The sequence below is a fragment of the Mycobacterium sp. Dal123C01 genome, from assembly GCF_052566995.1.
In genome coordinates, this window is record NZ_CP199580.1 from 1,761,878 (window position 1) to 1,777,309 (window position 15,432).

Consider the following 15,432-nt stretch of genomic DNA (forward strand, 5'->3'; position numbering starts at 1 on the left):
CTGTGCTCGCGGCGGCGATGCTTGCGGTGCTGCTGTGCGTTACCTGCGCCTGCGCATACGTCGGCGCAGTGATGGTGGCACGCCATCGCGCGCAGGCGGCTGCCGATCTGGCCGCGTTGGCCGCCGCGGCGCGGCTGCCCTCCGGGGCCGAGGCGGCCTGCGCCCAGGCGGACACGGTGGCCCGCGCGATGCGGGTCGACGACGTCGGATGCCGGGTGGACGATCTCGACGTCGTCGTCACCGTCCACGTGGCCGTGGTGTTTGCCGGTGTAGCTCAAGCCGCCGCGCGGGCAGGGCCGGCCGACGCGTAATCAGCCGGTGTCGCCAGGGGCTTCTGGCAGCCCGGCGGCGGCGCGCTCGTCGCCGCTGGGCAATCGCAGCGAGACCAGCCCGACGAAGGTATCGGGTTCGAGCTCCACTTGGTTGGCCGTCACGTGCACCGGCACCCAATCGCCGTCGAAGCCGCGCATCCGGAGGACACGGCTGGTTGTCCCCTTACCGAATTCCTTGGTCATGGCCGACATCTGGGACACGTCGTCGGGATGGACCTTCGGCCTGTCCTTATCTGCGCCCCGCCAGTCGTAGAAGGTGCAGGGCTCGTCGAGCCATTTCAACAGCGTCCAGTTCTTGAGGTCGACGAGTGCGCGGTGGACTCCTGCCTCCCGCAGCCCGTTGAGGATTCGCAGGGCCAGATCGTCGGTGGACACCACCGGGCCCTTGAGCTCGGCACGCCAGTTCATCGCCCGGGCAACCAGGTGGTCCCGACCGTCTGGTCCGGGCTCGATCGCGGTGCGCCCTACGAAACCTATCCGGAGCGGCGTGCCCTGCCAGTCGGTGAGATCCCAGGTGCTGCACAGCGTCTCGCCCGGCTCGGCCTTGACTGCCATGGCGAGCACCTTGGCTTCGTTCTGATTGAGGTCGCGCGAAGGAAGATCTTCGGCAAACGCGCGGCCAAAGGTGACTTCGACTTCGGGATTCTTACCGCTGATGGCCAGCGACTCACGGGTGTCGGTGGCCACCCCAAGGGTCAGATCCCACTTCAGCGGGCCCGCGATGGGCTGCTCGGGCGGTTCCATGTCGGCAGGGCCGGTCCACACATGCACACCGTGGATACAGCCGTCGGACATCACCACCGGCTCGGTGCGGATCACGCGGTCGCGCTTCGGGGTGATGCTGGTCAGGCCCTGGCCGGTGCGCATCGACTCAGCGATCGCAGTCCGGACCGCGGCGAGATGGGGACTGCGGCGGAGGAAGGTTGTGATGGGGACCAGGTTCTTGACTTGCCGCCCCTGCGCTACCACGGCGGGTTCGTCCCCCAGTGTCTCCACGAGCAACCAGTCGTGGGCCATGCGGTCAATTTTAGTGCGCCGAGCGGGCGCTAGGGTTCCCCGGGCATGCGGTCACCGCTGCAGCAAACAACGTGGCAACACCAGTTCGGGATCCCGCGAATCCGCCCTCGCCGCCCATAAGTTACTGATAAGTTTGCAAACGCCATCACAGCCTTGATAGTTTTCTGCTCCGGCCGTTGGTCGCGCTTTGAGACAGCACGCTGGCGTTTCTTCAGTCAAAAGGAAACGCACTCGGCGGTTGTTATGTGCAGATCCGTGGAGGTCGACCGTCGAGGGGTCGGTCGCCGTCCGCTACGTTGCTCAGCGCGATCTTTACGGCAACTCCGCAAGCACTAGTCGCAGCACCAGCACAGCTCCCGCCTTGTCCAACGGGTCGTTACCGTTGCCGCACTTGGGGGACTGCACGCACGACGGACAACCCATCGGGCATTCACACGCTTCGATGGCTGCTGCGGTTGCGCTCAACCAGGTGCGTGCCTGCCGGAAGCCGCGTTCAGCGAATCCCGCCCCACCCGGATACCCGTCGTAGACGAAAACACTGGGCTCACCCAGCGGACCGAGCGCGGTGGACATCCCGCCGATGTCGCCGCGGTCGCAGCTGGCCACCAACGGCAGCAGGCCAATGGCAGCATGTTCGGCGGCATGCAACGAGCCGGGAATCCGCGCCGCGTCAATCCCGTTGCGCTCCAATGTCTCCGGAGTGATGGTGTACATGACCGCGGTGGTGTCGAGAACATGTTCCGGCATGTCCAGCTCGATGAAATCGATGACCTCCCCGGAAAGGCGCCGGCGCAGGTAGCCCACCACCTGGTGGGTGACCCTGACCGGCACCACACCCAGGGTTACCGGACCGAAAGTCAATCGCTCGCCGCTGCCGGTGACGTTGATGTCGGTGATTTCGCGCGCGAACGTTGCATAGCCGGGATCCTCGGCGTGCACGAAGGCGATTCCGTCCTCGAAATCCAGCGAATCAACGACGTAAGTGTCGCCCTGGTGCAGGTACACTGCCCCCGGATGGACGGAGGCGGGGGCCTGACCGGCCCCGGTACTGCCCAGCAGTCGCCCGGTGTCGGCCTCCACGATGACGATCTGGCCGCCGGCCGAGCCCCGGATGTCCACCGCGCCATGTGGTTCTAGGCCGGGCGCGGGAAAGTACTTGCCACTGCGCCGACGCAGCAGGCCGTCGTCAACCAGCCCCTCGGCCACTTGCGCGGCGCCGAAGTCTCGTACCTCCGCCTCCTCGAGCGGCAATTCTGTTGCGGCGCAAAGTAGTTGTGGTCCGAGAATGTACGGGTTGGCGGGGTCGATGACCACGCGCTCGACCGGTTTGTCCAGCAGCGCCGCGGGATTGTGGACCAGATACGTGTCCAGTGGATCGTCCCGGGCGATCAGCACCACCAGCGCACCCTGGCCGCGCCGGCCCGAGCGGCCGGCCTGCTGCCAGAAGGACGCAACCGTCCCGGGAAATCCGGCGAGCACCACCGCGTCCAGCCCGGCAATGTCGACACCCAACTCCAGCGCGTTGGTGGTGGCCAAGCCGCGCAGCCTGCCCTCTGCCAGGGCACGCTCCAGCGAATTGCGGTCCTCGGCGAGATAACCGGCCCGGTAGGACGCCACGGTGTGCGACAGCTCCGGAGCAACGTCGTCCAGCCGCGCTTGGGCGCCCAAAGCGGTCAATTCGGCAGCGCGCCGGGAACGCACGAAGGTCAGGGTCTGCGCTCCCTCGGCGATCAGGTCGGCCATCACCCGCGCCGCCTCAGCGCCGGCGGAACGGCGCACCGGGGCACCGTGCTCGCCGGTGACGTCGGTGCGCAGCGCGGGCTCCCACAACGCCACGGTGCGGGCCCCTTGCGGTGAGCCGTCTTCGGTGACCTCTTCGACGGGCAGGCCGATGAGCTCGGAGGCCGTCGTGCCCGGTGAATCCGTCGTCGCGCTGGCGAAAATCACTGTCGGCGCTGATGAATAACGCGCGCACAGCCGCAACAGCCGGCGCAGCACCATCGCCACGTTCGAACCGAAAACGCCGCGGTAGTAATGGCATTCGTCGACGATCACGAAGCGCAGGCCGCGCAGCAAAACGGCCCAACGCGGATGATTTCGCAAAATCGACAAATGGATCATGTCGGGGTTGGAGAACAGCCATCGGGAACGCTCCCGCGCAAAGCGGCGAACTTCGGCGGGGCTGTCGCCGTCGTAGGCGGTGGGCGCGACCGCGAAACTGGGATGGCCCAGCTGCGGGACAGCGGAAGTCAGGGCGTGTGCGGCGCGCAACTGGTCGTGACCAAGGGCTTTCGTCGGCGACAGGTATAGCACCCGGGCCAACGGATCGGTCGCCAGCGCATTGAGAACGGGCAGTTGATAAGCCAGCGACTTGCCCGACGCGGTGCCGGTGCTGACCACGACATGACGGCCGGCGTGGGCGAATTCGGCGGCCTGCGCCTGGTGCGACCATGGCGCGCTGATGCCACGGCCGGTAAAGGCCGCAACGACGTCGGTTTCGGCCCACTCCGGCCAACTATGGGACCGGCCGCTGCGGGCCGGTAGCTCCGCCACATGGCGCAGCGGATGCTCGCCCGGCGCGGTACCGGCGAGCGCGACGGCGAGCAGGTCGGCGCCGAAACTCGCCACCTCATACCCTCCAAGAATCCGTCACCGATACAAGTCTGTCGCCGAGGCGATGAACATGGTTGACTGTTTGCGGTCGTAGCTTCTGTGTTCGTGTCAAACTTTCGCAGGATCGACGTTGCGACCCGCGGTTCCTGCGAGGTTAACGGTCGGGTGCAGTTCCGACGACTCCGTGAGGTATGGCGGTGACAACGGGCCCGGTGCGCCGAAACGCGGTGCACCGCACCTTGAAGAAAAGGAAAGATCGAGAAATGCCACAGGGAACTGTGAAGTGGTTCAACGCGGAGAAGGGGTTCGGCTTCATCGCCCCCGAAGATGGTTCCGCAGATGTTTTTGTCCACTACACGGAGATCCAGGGTTCGGGCTTCCGCACCCTCGAAGAAAACCAGAAGGTCGAGTTCGATATCGGCCAGAGCCCTAAGGGCCCCCAGGCCACCGGAGTCCGCTCCGTCTAAATCGAGCAGATTCTGACGAAAACCCCCCGTACAACCCGCTCAGCGGGTTCCACCGGGGGGTTTTCACTATCTCTTCACGGCCGTGCAACCTGCGGGCCAAGCGGCTGACCCGCAAGGTCGGTCGCCGCGCCGAATGCCTCGAAGCGAGGATGGGCGACCTGGCTTACTGTCGGTGTGGTGAGCCAGCTTTCCTTCTTCACAGCGGAGGCGGTGCCCCCTGCGGTCGCCGATCTGTGTGGGGTGCTGGCGGCCTCTGGCCAGATCGTGACGGTTGGAGCGGCCGACACCCGGGGTGCCCGGCTCTCGGTGGTCGTGGATCAGCTGTGGCGCGCCTCGGCCCTGGCCGAGATGATCGACAAGGCCGGGTTGGTAGCTGAGATCGGCCGTACCGACGAAGACACACCTCTGGTGCGGACGGCGATCGACCCGTTATTGGCCGCTATCGCCGCCGAATGGACCCGTGGCGCGGTTAAGACGGTGCCACCGCGCTGGCTGCCCGGCCCGCGCGAGTTGCGGGCGTGGACTATCGCGGCGGGCACTCCCGAGGGCGACCACTATCAACTGGGTTTGGATCCGCACGCCCCCGACACCCATTCGCCGTTGGCGTCGGCCCTGATGCGGGTCGGGATCGCGCCCACCCTGATCGGCACCCGTGGCGGGCGCCCGGCACTTCGCATCAGCGGCCGTCGCAGGCTATCGCGGCTGGTAGAGAACGTGGGGGAACACCCTGACGGCGCCGAGGCGTTGGCGCTGTGGCCCCGGGTTTAGCCGCCCGAGCCGCCGTACGCGAGCGGTCCGGGGCGAGGATCGGCCGGCGCTCAGGGCAGCACTCGCCACCCGGGTCAAGCCATTGCTAGAACCTGCGTTTACGGGGAGTCGGTTTGCGTCGGCCCGCCTTCGGGTGCGAAATTGTCAGGTGCCCGATGGGAAGGAACGCTGGCGTATCTGAATTTCAGCGGAATTTCAGACGTCAGCCTGTCATTCTTCCTCAGGGCGGTCTCGAACGGGACCGGGAGAAGATATGGAGCGTAAGCGCAGGTGGCTGACCCGAAATCAGGCCGCGACAGTAGCGGCAATGGCAGCCTGAGGCGACTTGTGATCGTCGAGTCGCCGACGAAAGCGCGCAAACTCGCGGGTTATCTGGGCTCGGCGTACATCGTCGAATCGTCGCGAGGTCACATCCGCGACCTGCCCCGGGCCGCCGCCGACGTGCCCGCCAAGTTCAAGTCGGAGCCCTGGGCCCGGCTCGGAGTCAACGTCGACGCCGACTTCGAACCGCTCTACATCATCAGCCCGGAGAAGAAGAGCACGGTCACCGAACTCAAGGGCCTGCTCAAAGACGTCGACGAGCTCTATCTGGCCACTGATGGTGACCGCGAGGGCGAGGCCATCGCCTGGCATCTGCTGGAAACCCTCAAGCCCCGCATCCCGGTCAAGCGGATGGTGTTCCACGAGATCACCGAGCCTGCCATCTTGGAAGCCGCGGCAAATCCCCGCGACCTCGACATCGACCTGGTCGACGCGCAGGAAACCCGGCGCATCCTGGACCGGCTGTATGGCTACGAGGTCAGTCCGGTGCTGTGGAAGAAGGTCGCGCCCAGGCTGTCGGCGGGCCGGGTGCAGTCCGTGGCCACCCGCATCATCGTGCAGCGCGAACGCGACCGCATGGCGTTCCGCAGCGCTTCGTACTGGGACATCGTTGCCCAGCTGGACGCCAGCGTGTCTGACCCGAACGCGCAGCCACCCACCTTTACCGCGCGGCTGACCTCCGTCGACGGACTGCGGGTCGCCGCCGGCCGTGATTTCGACTCGCTGGGCACGCTGCGCAAGGCCGACGAAGTCGTGGTGCTCGACGAAGCCCGGGCCACCGCGCTGGCCACCGGATTGCGCGGCGCACAGCTGTCCGTGGCCTCGGTCGAGGAGAAGCCCTACACCCGCCGCCCCTACGCGCCGTTCATGACGTCGACGCTGCAACAGGAGGCCGGCCGCAAGCTGCGCTTCTCCTCCGAGCGGACGATGAGCATCGCCCAGCGGCTCTACGAAAACGGCTACATCACCTATATGCGTACCGACTCGACGACGCTGTCCCAGTCGGCGATCGGCGCGGCGCGCAGTCAGGCCGCGCAGCTCTACGGTGACGAGTACGTGTCCCCGTCGCCGCGTCAGTACACCCGCAAGGTCAAGAACGCCCAGGAGGCCCACGAGGCGATCCGGCCGGCGGGTGAGACGTTCGCCACTCCGGATGCGGTACGCCGCGAACTCGACGGCGACGAATTCCGGCTTTACGAGCTGATCTGGCAGCGCACGGTGGCCTCGCAGATGGCCGACGCACGCGGTACGACCCTGAGTTTGCGGATCGCCGGTGCTGCGGCCGGCTCGGAGGGCGACCAGCAGGTGGTGTTCTCCGCGTCCGGCCGCACCATCACCTTCGCCGGCTTCCTCAAGGCCTACGTGGAAACCGTGGACGACCAGGTCGGCGGCGAGGCCGACGACGCCGAGCGCCGGCTGCCTCAGCTGACCGAGGGCCAGCGGCTGGACGCCCTGGAGCTCACTCCCGACGGCCATGCCACCAACCCGCCGGCCCGCTACACCGAAGCCTCACTCATCAAGTCGCTCGAGGAGCTGGGTATCGGCCGCCCGTCGACGTACTCGTCGATCATCAAGACCATCCAGGACCGCGGCTACGTGCACAAAAAGGGCAGCGCGCTGGTGCCGTCGTGGGTCGCGTTCGCCGTCACCGGTCTGCTGGAACAGCATTTCGGTCGGCTCGTCGACTACGACTTCACCGCGGCGATGGAAGATGAGCTCGACGCGATCGCGTCGGGCAACGAGCAACGCACCAACTGGCTCAACAACTTTTACTTCGGCGGCGACCACGGCGTGGCCGACTCGGTGGCCCGCTCCGGTGGGCTCAAGAAGCTCGTCGGCGTCAACCTCGAAGGTATTGATGCCCGAGAAGTTAACTCCATCAAGCTTTTTGACGATGAACAGGGTCGCGCCGTCTACGTCCGGGTCGGCAAGAACGGACCTTACCTGGAGCGCACGATCGCGGGCGACGATGGTGAGCCAAAGCCGCAGCGGGCCAACCTCAATGACTCGCTGACTCCTGACGAGCTGACGCTCGAGGTGGCCGAGGAGCTTTTCGCCACGCCGCAAGAGGGGCGCTCGCTGGGCGTGGATCCCGAAAGCGGCCACGAAATCGTCGCCAAGGACGGCCGTTACGGCCCGTATGTGACCGAGGTGCTGCCCGAGCCGCCCGCGGAGGACGAGGGTACCGCCCCGGCGAAGAAGGGTAAGAAGCCCACCGGGCCCAAGCCCCGCACCGGCTCGCTGCTGCGCACCATGGATCTGCAGAGCGTCACGCTCGAGGACGCGTTGAAACTGCTGTCACTGCCCCGGGTGGTCGGTGCGGATCCGCAATCCGGCGAGGAGATCACCGCGCAGAATGGGCGCTACGGCCCATACCTGAAGCGCGGCACCGATTCTCGTTCGCTGGCGACCGAGGATCAGATGTTCACGATCACGCTGGACGAGGCGCTGAAGATCTACGCAGAGCCGAAACGCCGTGGCAGGCAAGGCGCTGCGGTGCCGCCGCTGCGCGAGTTGGGGAATGACCCGGCCTCGGGCAAGCCAATGGTGATCAAGGACGGGCGATTTGGGCCCTACGTCACCGACGGTGAGACCAACGCCAGCCTGCGCAAGGCCGACGACGTACTGTCGATCACCGACGAGCGCGCCGCCGAACTGCTGGCCGACCGGCGGGCCAGGGGTCCGGCGAAAAAGCCCGCCCGCAAGACCACCCGCAAGGCCCCGGCGAAAAAGGCCGTCAAGCGCAGTTAGCCTGCCGCTGATCACATAATTTCGCTGGTTACTTCTTCGACGACCGGCCGCGGGGTCGAAACCCCCGCGGGGGCAGCAAGATTCAGCGGCCGGGCCAGCTGAGTAGGCGCGGAGCGACCGCGTAGCTCGACGACCTCGCCAACGTCCCAGCACAAGGCTTCGGCATCCAGCGCGCCACTGACCGCGATCGCCGACGCCAGCACGTGCCCGGCCTCGAGTTTGGCCAGCTCGGTCAGCCGTGCCGCCTCGTTGACCGGGTCGCCGATGACGGTGTACTCGAAGCGGGCCTGCGCGCCGATATGGCCGGCGATGGCCCGGCCGGACGACACCCCGATGCCGAACTCGGCGACGCCGATCACCGGGAGGAGTTCGTCGTGCAGCTCACGGGCGGCCGCCAGCGCGCCACCGGAAGCGTCCGGATGTTCGATGGGTGCGCCGAAGATGGCCAGCGCGGCATCGCCCTGGAACTTGTTGACGAAGCCCCCGTGGCGGGCGACGGCGTCGACCACCACTCGGAAGAACTCGTTGAGCAGGTGGACCACCTCGGCGGGCGGCCGTGTCGCGGCCAGCTGGGTGGAGCCGACCAGATCGACGAACAGCACGGCGACGTCGCGCTCCTGGCCGCCCAGCTCGGTGCCGCGTTCCAGGGCCCGGCGGGCGACGTCTTCGCCGACGTAGCGACCGAACAGGTCACGTAGCCGCTGCCGCTCGGACAGGTCGCGCACCATGTCGTTGAATCCGGCTTGCAGCAGGCCCAGCTCGCTGGCGTCATAGATCTGCATGTGCGCGTTGTAGTTACCGCGCTGCACCTCCGAGAGCGCCCAGCGCAGCTGGCGAAGGGGGTCGGCGATCGACATGGCCACCAGCAGGGTGCTGATGAACCCGACGCCCAGCGCCGTCAGGGCCAACAACAGGATCGGATTGAACAGGCTCTCCGGTGCGGTGTGGAGCAGCGAAACCTTGTCGGCCACCACGGCGAGCACGATCGCCAGCAGCGGCACCGCGGTGGAGAGCATCCAGGTCAGGATCTGGCGCAGGATGACGCCGGGTGCCTTGACGTTCTCCGGCACCCCGCTGCGCAGCGCGGCGACCGCCACCGGCCGCAAGACCCGTTCGGATTGCAGGTAGCCGATGATCGCGGTGGCCGCGGCCCCCAATGCGGTCGCGACCGTGACCACCGGCGCCGCGAACCTGGCCACCGACCAGCTGGCGACGACGAACACCACACCGCCGATGCACCAGTACACGACGGTGCTCAGCGTGCGGTAGTACGGCATGCGCAAAGCGCGGCTACGGGCCAGTTCGGTGGCCGCCGGATCGGTCTCGGCGAGCATGTTGTCGCGGCGCTGCCAGCGGAAAACCGGCATCAGCAGTCTGAGGTTCACCACGACACCGACAAGGAACAAGATGACCAAGGAGCCGGCGAAGATCGCCAGGTTGAGCGTCGGCAGATCCTGCAGTTGAATACGGTCCTGGGGCGGCAGGCCGTACCGCAGGAAGCCGAGCACGAACAGGGCGCCGATGATGTCGGCCTGCAGCATGCTCAGCGAGAACAGCGGCCACGGGGTGCGCACCACCCACCGGACGAACCCGCTGATTCGTCCGGGCAGACCATCCGCCGTTGCCACCAACCCACCGTATCGGTCGGTAGGGACTAGCCGGTAACCCTAAATTGCTTCGGCAAGTCGCCGGATCCTGGCGAAACGTCGGCAAAGATCACGGAATTGTCGCGATACGGTAGCGAGTCGGTACACGTCGGTTTGTCTCACTAATGTTGCCGGTGATGTCCGGAGTGTTTACGCGGCTGGTAGGCCAAGAAGCGGTGGAAGCCGAGCTGCTCGCCGCTGCCAGGGCCGCCCGAGGTGTTCCCGGTCACAGCGGTGTGGACCACGGGACTATGACACATGCGTGGCTCATCACCGGTCCGCCGGGTTCGGGGCGCTCGATTGCGGCGCTGTGCTTCGCGGCCGCGCTGCAATGCATGTCAGATGGGGAGCCCGGTTGCGGGCAGTGCCGGGCCTGCACGACGACGATGGCCGGCACTCACGCCGATGTCCGGCGGGTGATTCCCGAAGGCCTGTCCATCGGCGTCGACGAAATGCGCGCCATCGTGCAGATCGCGTCCCGGCGCCCGACCACCGGGCACCGGCAGATCGTGGTGATCGAGGACGCCGATCGGTTGACCGAAGGTGCCGCCAACGCGTTGCTGAAGGTGGTCGAGGAACCGCCGCCGTCGACGGTGTTCCTGCTGTGCGCGCCGTCGGTGGATCCCGAGGACATCGCGGTCACGCTGCGGTCCCGGTGCCGGCATGTGGCGCTGGTGACGCCGTCGACCGAGTCGATCGCGCAGGTCCTGATCGACAGTGACGGCCTGACCGCCGACACGGCCAACTGGGCGGCGTCGGTCAGCGGTGGTCACGTGGGGCGGGCCCGCCGGCTGGCGACGGACCCGGAGGCCCGGGAACGACGGGAGCGGGCGCTGGGACTGGTGCGCGATGCCGCGACCCCGGCGCGCGCCTACGCCGCCGCCGAGGAGTTGGTGGCCGCGGCCGAAACAGAGGCCGTCGTGCTGACCGCCGACCGCTCCGAGGCCGAGACCGAAGAGCTGCGGACGGCGCTGGGGGCCGGCGGCACGGGTAAGGGCACCGCCGGGGCCATGCGCGGCGCCACGGGGGCGATCAAGGACCTCGAGCGGCGGCAGAAGTCCCGCCAGACCCGGGCATCGCGCGATGCGCTGGACCGGGCGCTGATCGACCTGGCGACCTACTTCCGCGACGCGCTGGTGGTCTCGGCGCATGCGGGCGGGGTGGCGGCCAACCATCCGGATATGGCCGAACGGGTGGCGACGCTGGCCCACCACGCCTCGCCCGAGCGCCTGCTGCGTTGCATCGAAGCGGTGCTGGAGTGCCGCGAAGCGCTGGCGATCAACGTCAAGCCCAAGTTCGCCGTCGACGCGATGGTGGCCACCATCGGGCAGCAACTGCGGGATTGAAGTTGGGCGCACGCGGCCGCCTGTCGTAGACTCGTGCCGCCCGGCGTGCGGGTATGCCGCCTTAGCTCAGTCGGTAGAGCGATTCACTCGTAATGAATAGGTCGGGGGTTCGACTCCCCCAGGCGGCTCCACCAACCAGCGGACTCCACAGTGAGTTGGGTCACCATCGCCCCGGATCGGGGCAGCGTTCCCCGTGCTCCCGCGTTGCAACGGGTGGTCACTTCAAGGTGGCTACCTATTTTGAGCGAGGCTGACATGAGGCAGACCAACAGCAACGGCTACAACGATTCACGCTTTCCGTTGGGTGAGGCAGTGTGGATCTCGGCGGGAATCATCATGGTGCTGGCCTTCGGCGACGTTTTGGTCCTGTTGGCTCTCGCGTTGGCGATCGCGGCCATGACCACGGCCTGGTGGACCTACCGCAAAGCTCAGCGTGGCGAGCAGAGCGACAGCGCCGGCCTGGCGTCGGTGACCCAGCTACGCGCGGCGTCGACGGGCCGACGCGACCTGAAAAAGACTTCGGCACCCGCGCCGTGGCACGGGCCCAGCGCCGCGTAGCCGCGCATCGCATAAAAACCCCGGCTTTGTAAACTCTCGTCGCCGGTGGCTGCGAGGTGGCAGGGTCACGGTATGACGGGAATCCTGCTTCGTATGCTCGTCACCATCGCGGCGCCGATGTCTGTCGCTTTGGTTGGAAACAGCTGCGCGCCAAACGATATCGCGTGGGCCACTGCGCCCGCGGGGCGATGGCCACTACCGCTTGACCTCGCGCCTGCCAAGATCGGCAGCAGCTTCTCGTTCGTCACCTATGACTGCGGAAATCAATCACCCATCAGGATGTGGGTGAGGACTCAACCATCACGTTGAACGGGTCGTGCGGCGAGGTCGACATCAGCGGTGTCGCGAACACCGTGAACCTGCAGACCGTGGCCGCTATCGTGGCCACCGGCACGGGCAACCACATCAGCTGGGAGAAAGGGCCGGCAGGCGCCGTCCCGCGGATCAGCAACCCGGGCAGGAGCAACGACATCCGGGGACCCGGTGGCATACAGACCGGCTGAATCAGGCCGGTGCCAGAAATCCCACCGGGCCCGACGCGACGCACAGGGCCAGCGCGGTGGTGTTGGCCCGAACGGTGATCGCGTCGCCGGCGCCCGGCAGCCGGGCGAAGACCCGGTTGAGGCCGGGATGCACCGGAACCTTGACGTCGGGTCCCTCTGACAGCGATATCGTCATCGAGCCGTCGCTGTTGGCCAGGTAGTTGAGTTCGACCGTCCAGTCGGCGGGCAGCAGTGGCCCGTCGAGCACCATGTGCGCCGGCTTGTCCGGTTGGGCGAAATAGCCGCACTGCGGGAGCGGGCCGGGTTTGATGGTCCGAATCCAGGTGACCCTCGCGGGGATCAGTCGTCCGGAACTGTCGATCATTCTCAATTGCGTTGTCGCCGCTGTGAATTCCGGCCTGTCGCGCAGCAGGGCGAACATGTGGCTGGCCAGGTTCTCCGGGTAGGCCACCCGTTGCAGGATTAGCGGGTCGACCTCCTGGTCCAGTAACGGCGCAGTCGAATTCTTTTGCGCTGCAGCTAAACTAGATTGAACATTGCGCAGGTAGCGCTGGGTGGGGTTGTCGCGCCAACTGGTCAGGAAGGTCGCCGTCGAGTACAGGCTGCTGGCCACGAACAACACCGCCAGACTTGTTGTCACCACTTCGCGTCGCGGCGACGCGTCCAGCCAGCGAGCGCCAAACGACCGATTGGGCGCGCCGAGACCGACGGCGGCCAGCAGCGCCAGCACAACGACGAGATCCGGCAGATAGCGCAGGGTTTGGGCGAGTTCCAGCGCGGTCAGCTTCGACGAGCGCATCAGATAGATCGGCACCTGGCAGGCCACGGCGTAACCGGCCGCCGTCAGCCACACCGGGCCGATGCGCTGCTTGCGGATCAGCGACAGTGCCAGCACCGCGATCAGCACCAGCCAGCCCAGCGCCATCGCCAGCGGCGGGGGCGTGGCCCACGGGGAGGCCGGGTCCCAGCGGTCCCAATGCCACGGCCCCCCGGCCAGCCCCGGCACGATGCCGTGGGTGATGGATCGAGACAGCAGATCCCAGGTCATCGCGAGGTCGGAACTCCATCGCTGCTGATTGACCACGGTGAGGTAGAGCGCCACCCACGCGACCGTCAGGATCAGCGACGAGATCCACAACCTCAAGCCCCCACGCCAGGCCGTCAGCAGGGCGGACCGTTCCCCGCGCACATGACACAGCAGGGTCGCCACCGCGAAGGCGACGAACGGGATCACCGCCGCCTTCTCGAAGAACAGCAACCCACCCAGATAGACCAGGAGGCCGGTCACCGCGTAGCGCTGGTTGCCGGTGCGCACCAGCAGCACCGCGTCGGCGCTCACCCAAGCCAGCGCCGCCAGCATCGGCAGCGAATTCAGCGCCGCTGCCCACCACGCGAACCCGGGCACCGCCAGCGGTGTGAAAAGCGCGAACGTCAACGGGATCAGCAGCACGCGACGCCAGCCGAGGATCACATACAGCGCCCGCAACAGCGCCAGCGAGGCTAGCAGCTGCAGCACCACCAGGCTGATCGCGGGTCCGGTCCAATCCAGCGGAGCCAGCCGGATCAGCACGCCCGCGATCAGGAAGGCGGCCGGCATCACGTGGCCGTCGTGGTCGTCGAACAGGTACGTCGGCGTCAGCAAACCCTCGGTGCCGGCCTTCCCGATCAGGATCAGGTCGTCCCAGTAGAAATAGCCGCCGAATGCCAGCACCGCACGTATCACGAGCTGGACCGCGATCAGTACGGCCGCCGCCAGCGCGACGCGCGGCATCCGGGTCATGGCGGCGGGCATGGTTATTTCTTACCGGTCGGTATGGTGGGCCGGTGCACGCACTGGTTACGGGGGCAGCCGGATTCATCGGGTCTACGCTGGTCGACCGCCTCCTGGCGGACGGTCATTCGGTCGTGAGCCTGGACAATTTCGCGACGGGCAAGGCGACCAACCTCGAGCATCTGACCGACGATTCCGCCCACGTCTTCGTCGAAGCGGACATCGTGACCGCGGATCTCGACGCCATCCTCGACGAGCACCGCCCCGAGGTGGTGTTCCACCTGGCCGCGCAGATCGACGTGCGCCACTCGGTGGCCAACCCGCAGTTCGATGCCTCGGTCAACGTGATCGGCACGGTCCGGCTGGCCGAGGCCGCGCGCCTCGCCGGGGTCCGCAAAGTCGTGCACACCTCGTCGGGTGGATCCATCTACGGCACGCCGCAGCAATGCCCGACCCCCGAGACCGTGCCCACCGATCCGTGGTCGCCATACGCGGCGGCAAAGGTGACAGGGGAGATCTACCTGAACACCTTCCGGCACCTGTACGACCTGGACTGCTCGCACATCGCGCCGGCCAACGTCTACGGCCCGCGGCAGGACCCGCACGGCGAAGCGGGAGTGGTGGCGATCTTCGCGCAGGCGCTGCTGTCGGGTAAGCCCACCAAGGTGTTCGGGGACGGCGGCAAGACCCGCGACTACGTGTTCGTCGACGACGTGGTGGATGCCTTCGTCAAGGCGTCCGGGGAAGCCGGCAGCGGGCAGCGTTTCAACGTCGGCACCGGAATAGAAACCTCCGACCGCCAACTGCACACAGCGGTGGCAAAGGCAGTCGGCGGCCCCGACGACCCCGAATTTCATCCGGATCGGTTGGGCGACCTGAGGCGGTCCTGCCTCGACATTGGTTTGGCCGCAAAGGTTTTGGGCTGGCGGCCGAAATTTGAGCTCGAAGAAGGGGTGCGTCGCACCGTCGAGTACTTCCGGCACGCCCGGACCGGCTAGCGCGGCTCCGGCGCCTGCGCGCCCTCCAGCGCGACGGCCCGGGCAAGGCGTGCGTAGCGCGACTCCAAGTCCTTGAACCGCATATAGGTGCTCAGCGTGGTGAAACTGAACGCCATGATCAGCGCATAGAGCATCAGGTCGGTGCCGCGGCGCACCCCGAACCACTGCGCGACCACGGTGGTGTCGTCCGGCCGCAGCACGGCGTAGATGCCGCCCAGCACGAACAAGACGTAGCCGACCTTGACCCAGGCCCGGGACCGCGCATTGCGCCGCGACCGCAGCAGGTACATCAGCAGCGCGATGATCGAACCGATCAACAGCACCTGGATCCAGTTCATCTT

Annotated in this window: 13 protein-coding genes and 1 tRNA gene; 9 read left to right on the plus strand and 5 right to left on the minus strand. The window is 67.0% G+C overall.

What is annotated here, in order from left to right:
• Positions 1 to 17: 17 nt before the first annotated feature.
• Positions 18 to 311, plus strand: coding sequence for an Rv3654c family TadE-like protein (locus tag ACTXG5_RS08350; protein ID WP_445163221.1), 294 nt, complete (start codon positions 18 to 20; stop codon positions 309 to 311).
• Here the strand turns inward: ACTXG5_RS08350 and ACTXG5_RS08355 are convergent, their stop codons facing one another.
• The gene (locus ACTXG5_RS08355; protein WP_445163222.1) at positions 312 to 1,349 is read right to left on the minus strand and encodes a PAS domain-containing protein; all 1,038 of its coding nucleotides are present in this window, start codon (positions 1,347 to 1,349) and stop codon (positions 312 to 314) included. It lies immediately after the preceding gene.
• Between the two features lie 312 nt (positions 1,350 to 1,661).
• A complete protein-coding gene (locus tag ACTXG5_RS08360; RefSeq protein WP_445163223.1) occupies positions 1,662 to 3,977 on the minus strand; it encodes a DEAD/DEAH box helicase in 2,316 nt (771 codons plus the stop codon).
• Between the two features lie 248 nt (positions 3,978 to 4,225).
• On the opposite strand from ACTXG5_RS08360, the gene cspA reads away from it, so the two are divergent.
• The 3 genes from cspA to topA all read left to right on the plus strand — a co-directional run bounded on the left by cspA (position 4,226) and on the right by topA (position 8,269).
• Positions 4,226 to 4,429 carry a cold shock protein CspA gene (cspA, locus tag ACTXG5_RS08365; protein ID WP_313865688.1) on the plus strand — a complete coding sequence of 68 codons (204 nt, stop codon included), beginning with the start codon at positions 4,226 to 4,228 and terminating at the stop codon, positions 4,427 to 4,429.
• A 177-nt stretch (positions 4,430 to 4,606) separates the two neighbouring features.
• On the plus strand, positions 4,607 to 5,197 hold the full coding sequence (locus tag ACTXG5_RS08370; RefSeq protein ID WP_445163224.1) for a hypothetical protein: 591 nt from the start codon (positions 4,607 to 4,609) through the stop codon (positions 5,195 to 5,197).
• Between the two features lie 270 nt (positions 5,198 to 5,467).
• Positions 5,468 to 8,269, plus strand: a complete 2,802-nt coding sequence (gene topA, locus ACTXG5_RS08375; RefSeq protein ID WP_445163225.1) for a type I DNA topoisomerase — start codon at positions 5,468 to 5,470, stop codon at positions 8,267 to 8,269.
• Positions 8,270 to 8,280: 11 nt separating this feature from the next.
• Here topA and ACTXG5_RS08380 read toward each other — a convergent pair whose 3' ends face one another.
• On the minus strand, positions 8,281 to 9,897 hold the full coding sequence (locus ACTXG5_RS08380) for an adenylate/guanylate cyclase domain-containing protein (RefSeq protein ID WP_445163226.1): 1,617 nt from the start codon (positions 9,895 to 9,897) through the stop codon (positions 8,281 to 8,283).
• A 155-nt stretch (positions 9,898 to 10,052) separates the two neighbouring features.
• Between ACTXG5_RS08380 and ACTXG5_RS08385 the strand changes: the two genes are divergently transcribed.
• The 4 genes from ACTXG5_RS08385 to ACTXG5_RS08400 all read left to right on the plus strand — a co-directional run bounded on the left by ACTXG5_RS08385 (position 10,053) and on the right by ACTXG5_RS08400 (position 12,322).
• Complete coding sequence (locus ACTXG5_RS08385; RefSeq protein ID WP_445163227.1) at positions 10,053 to 11,261, plus strand: DNA polymerase III subunit delta'; 1,209 nt, start codon at positions 10,053 to 10,055, stop codon at positions 11,259 to 11,261.
• A 55-nt stretch (positions 11,262 to 11,316) separates the two neighbouring features.
• Positions 11,317 to 11,392: transfer RNA gene (locus ACTXG5_RS08390), tRNA-Thr, on the plus strand.
• Positions 11,393 to 11,516: 124 nt separating this feature from the next.
• Positions 11,517 to 11,819: a hypothetical protein gene (locus ACTXG5_RS08395; protein ID WP_445163228.1), complete on the plus strand. Its 303-nt coding sequence runs from the start codon at positions 11,517 to 11,519 to the stop codon at positions 11,817 to 11,819.
• Positions 11,820 to 12,100: 281 nt separating this feature from the next.
• Positions 12,101 to 12,322 (plus strand): DUF3060 domain-containing protein, encoded by a 222-nt coding sequence (locus ACTXG5_RS08400; protein ID WP_445163229.1) that lies wholly within the window; start codon positions 12,101 to 12,103, stop codon positions 12,320 to 12,322.
• Between the two features lies 1 nt (position 12,323).
• On the opposite strand, the gene ACTXG5_RS08405 is transcribed toward ACTXG5_RS08400, so the two are convergent.
• A complete protein-coding gene (locus tag ACTXG5_RS08405; RefSeq protein ID WP_445163230.1) occupies positions 12,324 to 14,114 on the minus strand; it encodes a hypothetical protein in 1,791 nt (596 codons plus the stop codon).
• A gap of 32 nt (positions 14,115 to 14,146) precedes the next feature.
• Between ACTXG5_RS08405 and ACTXG5_RS08410 the strand changes: the two genes are divergently transcribed.
• A complete protein-coding gene (locus tag ACTXG5_RS08410; RefSeq protein WP_445163231.1) occupies positions 14,147 to 15,091 on the plus strand; it encodes an NAD-dependent epimerase/dehydratase family protein in 945 nt (314 codons plus the stop codon).
• Here the strand turns inward: ACTXG5_RS08410 and ACTXG5_RS08415 are convergent.
• Positions 15,088 to 15,429 (minus strand): DUF2304 domain-containing protein, encoded by a 342-nt coding sequence (locus tag ACTXG5_RS08415; protein ID WP_313865697.1) that lies wholly within the window; start codon positions 15,427 to 15,429, stop codon positions 15,088 to 15,090. The two genes, ACTXG5_RS08410 and ACTXG5_RS08415, sit on opposite strands and share 4 nt — an antisense overlap.
• Between the last annotated feature and the right edge of the window lie 3 nt (positions 15,430 to 15,432).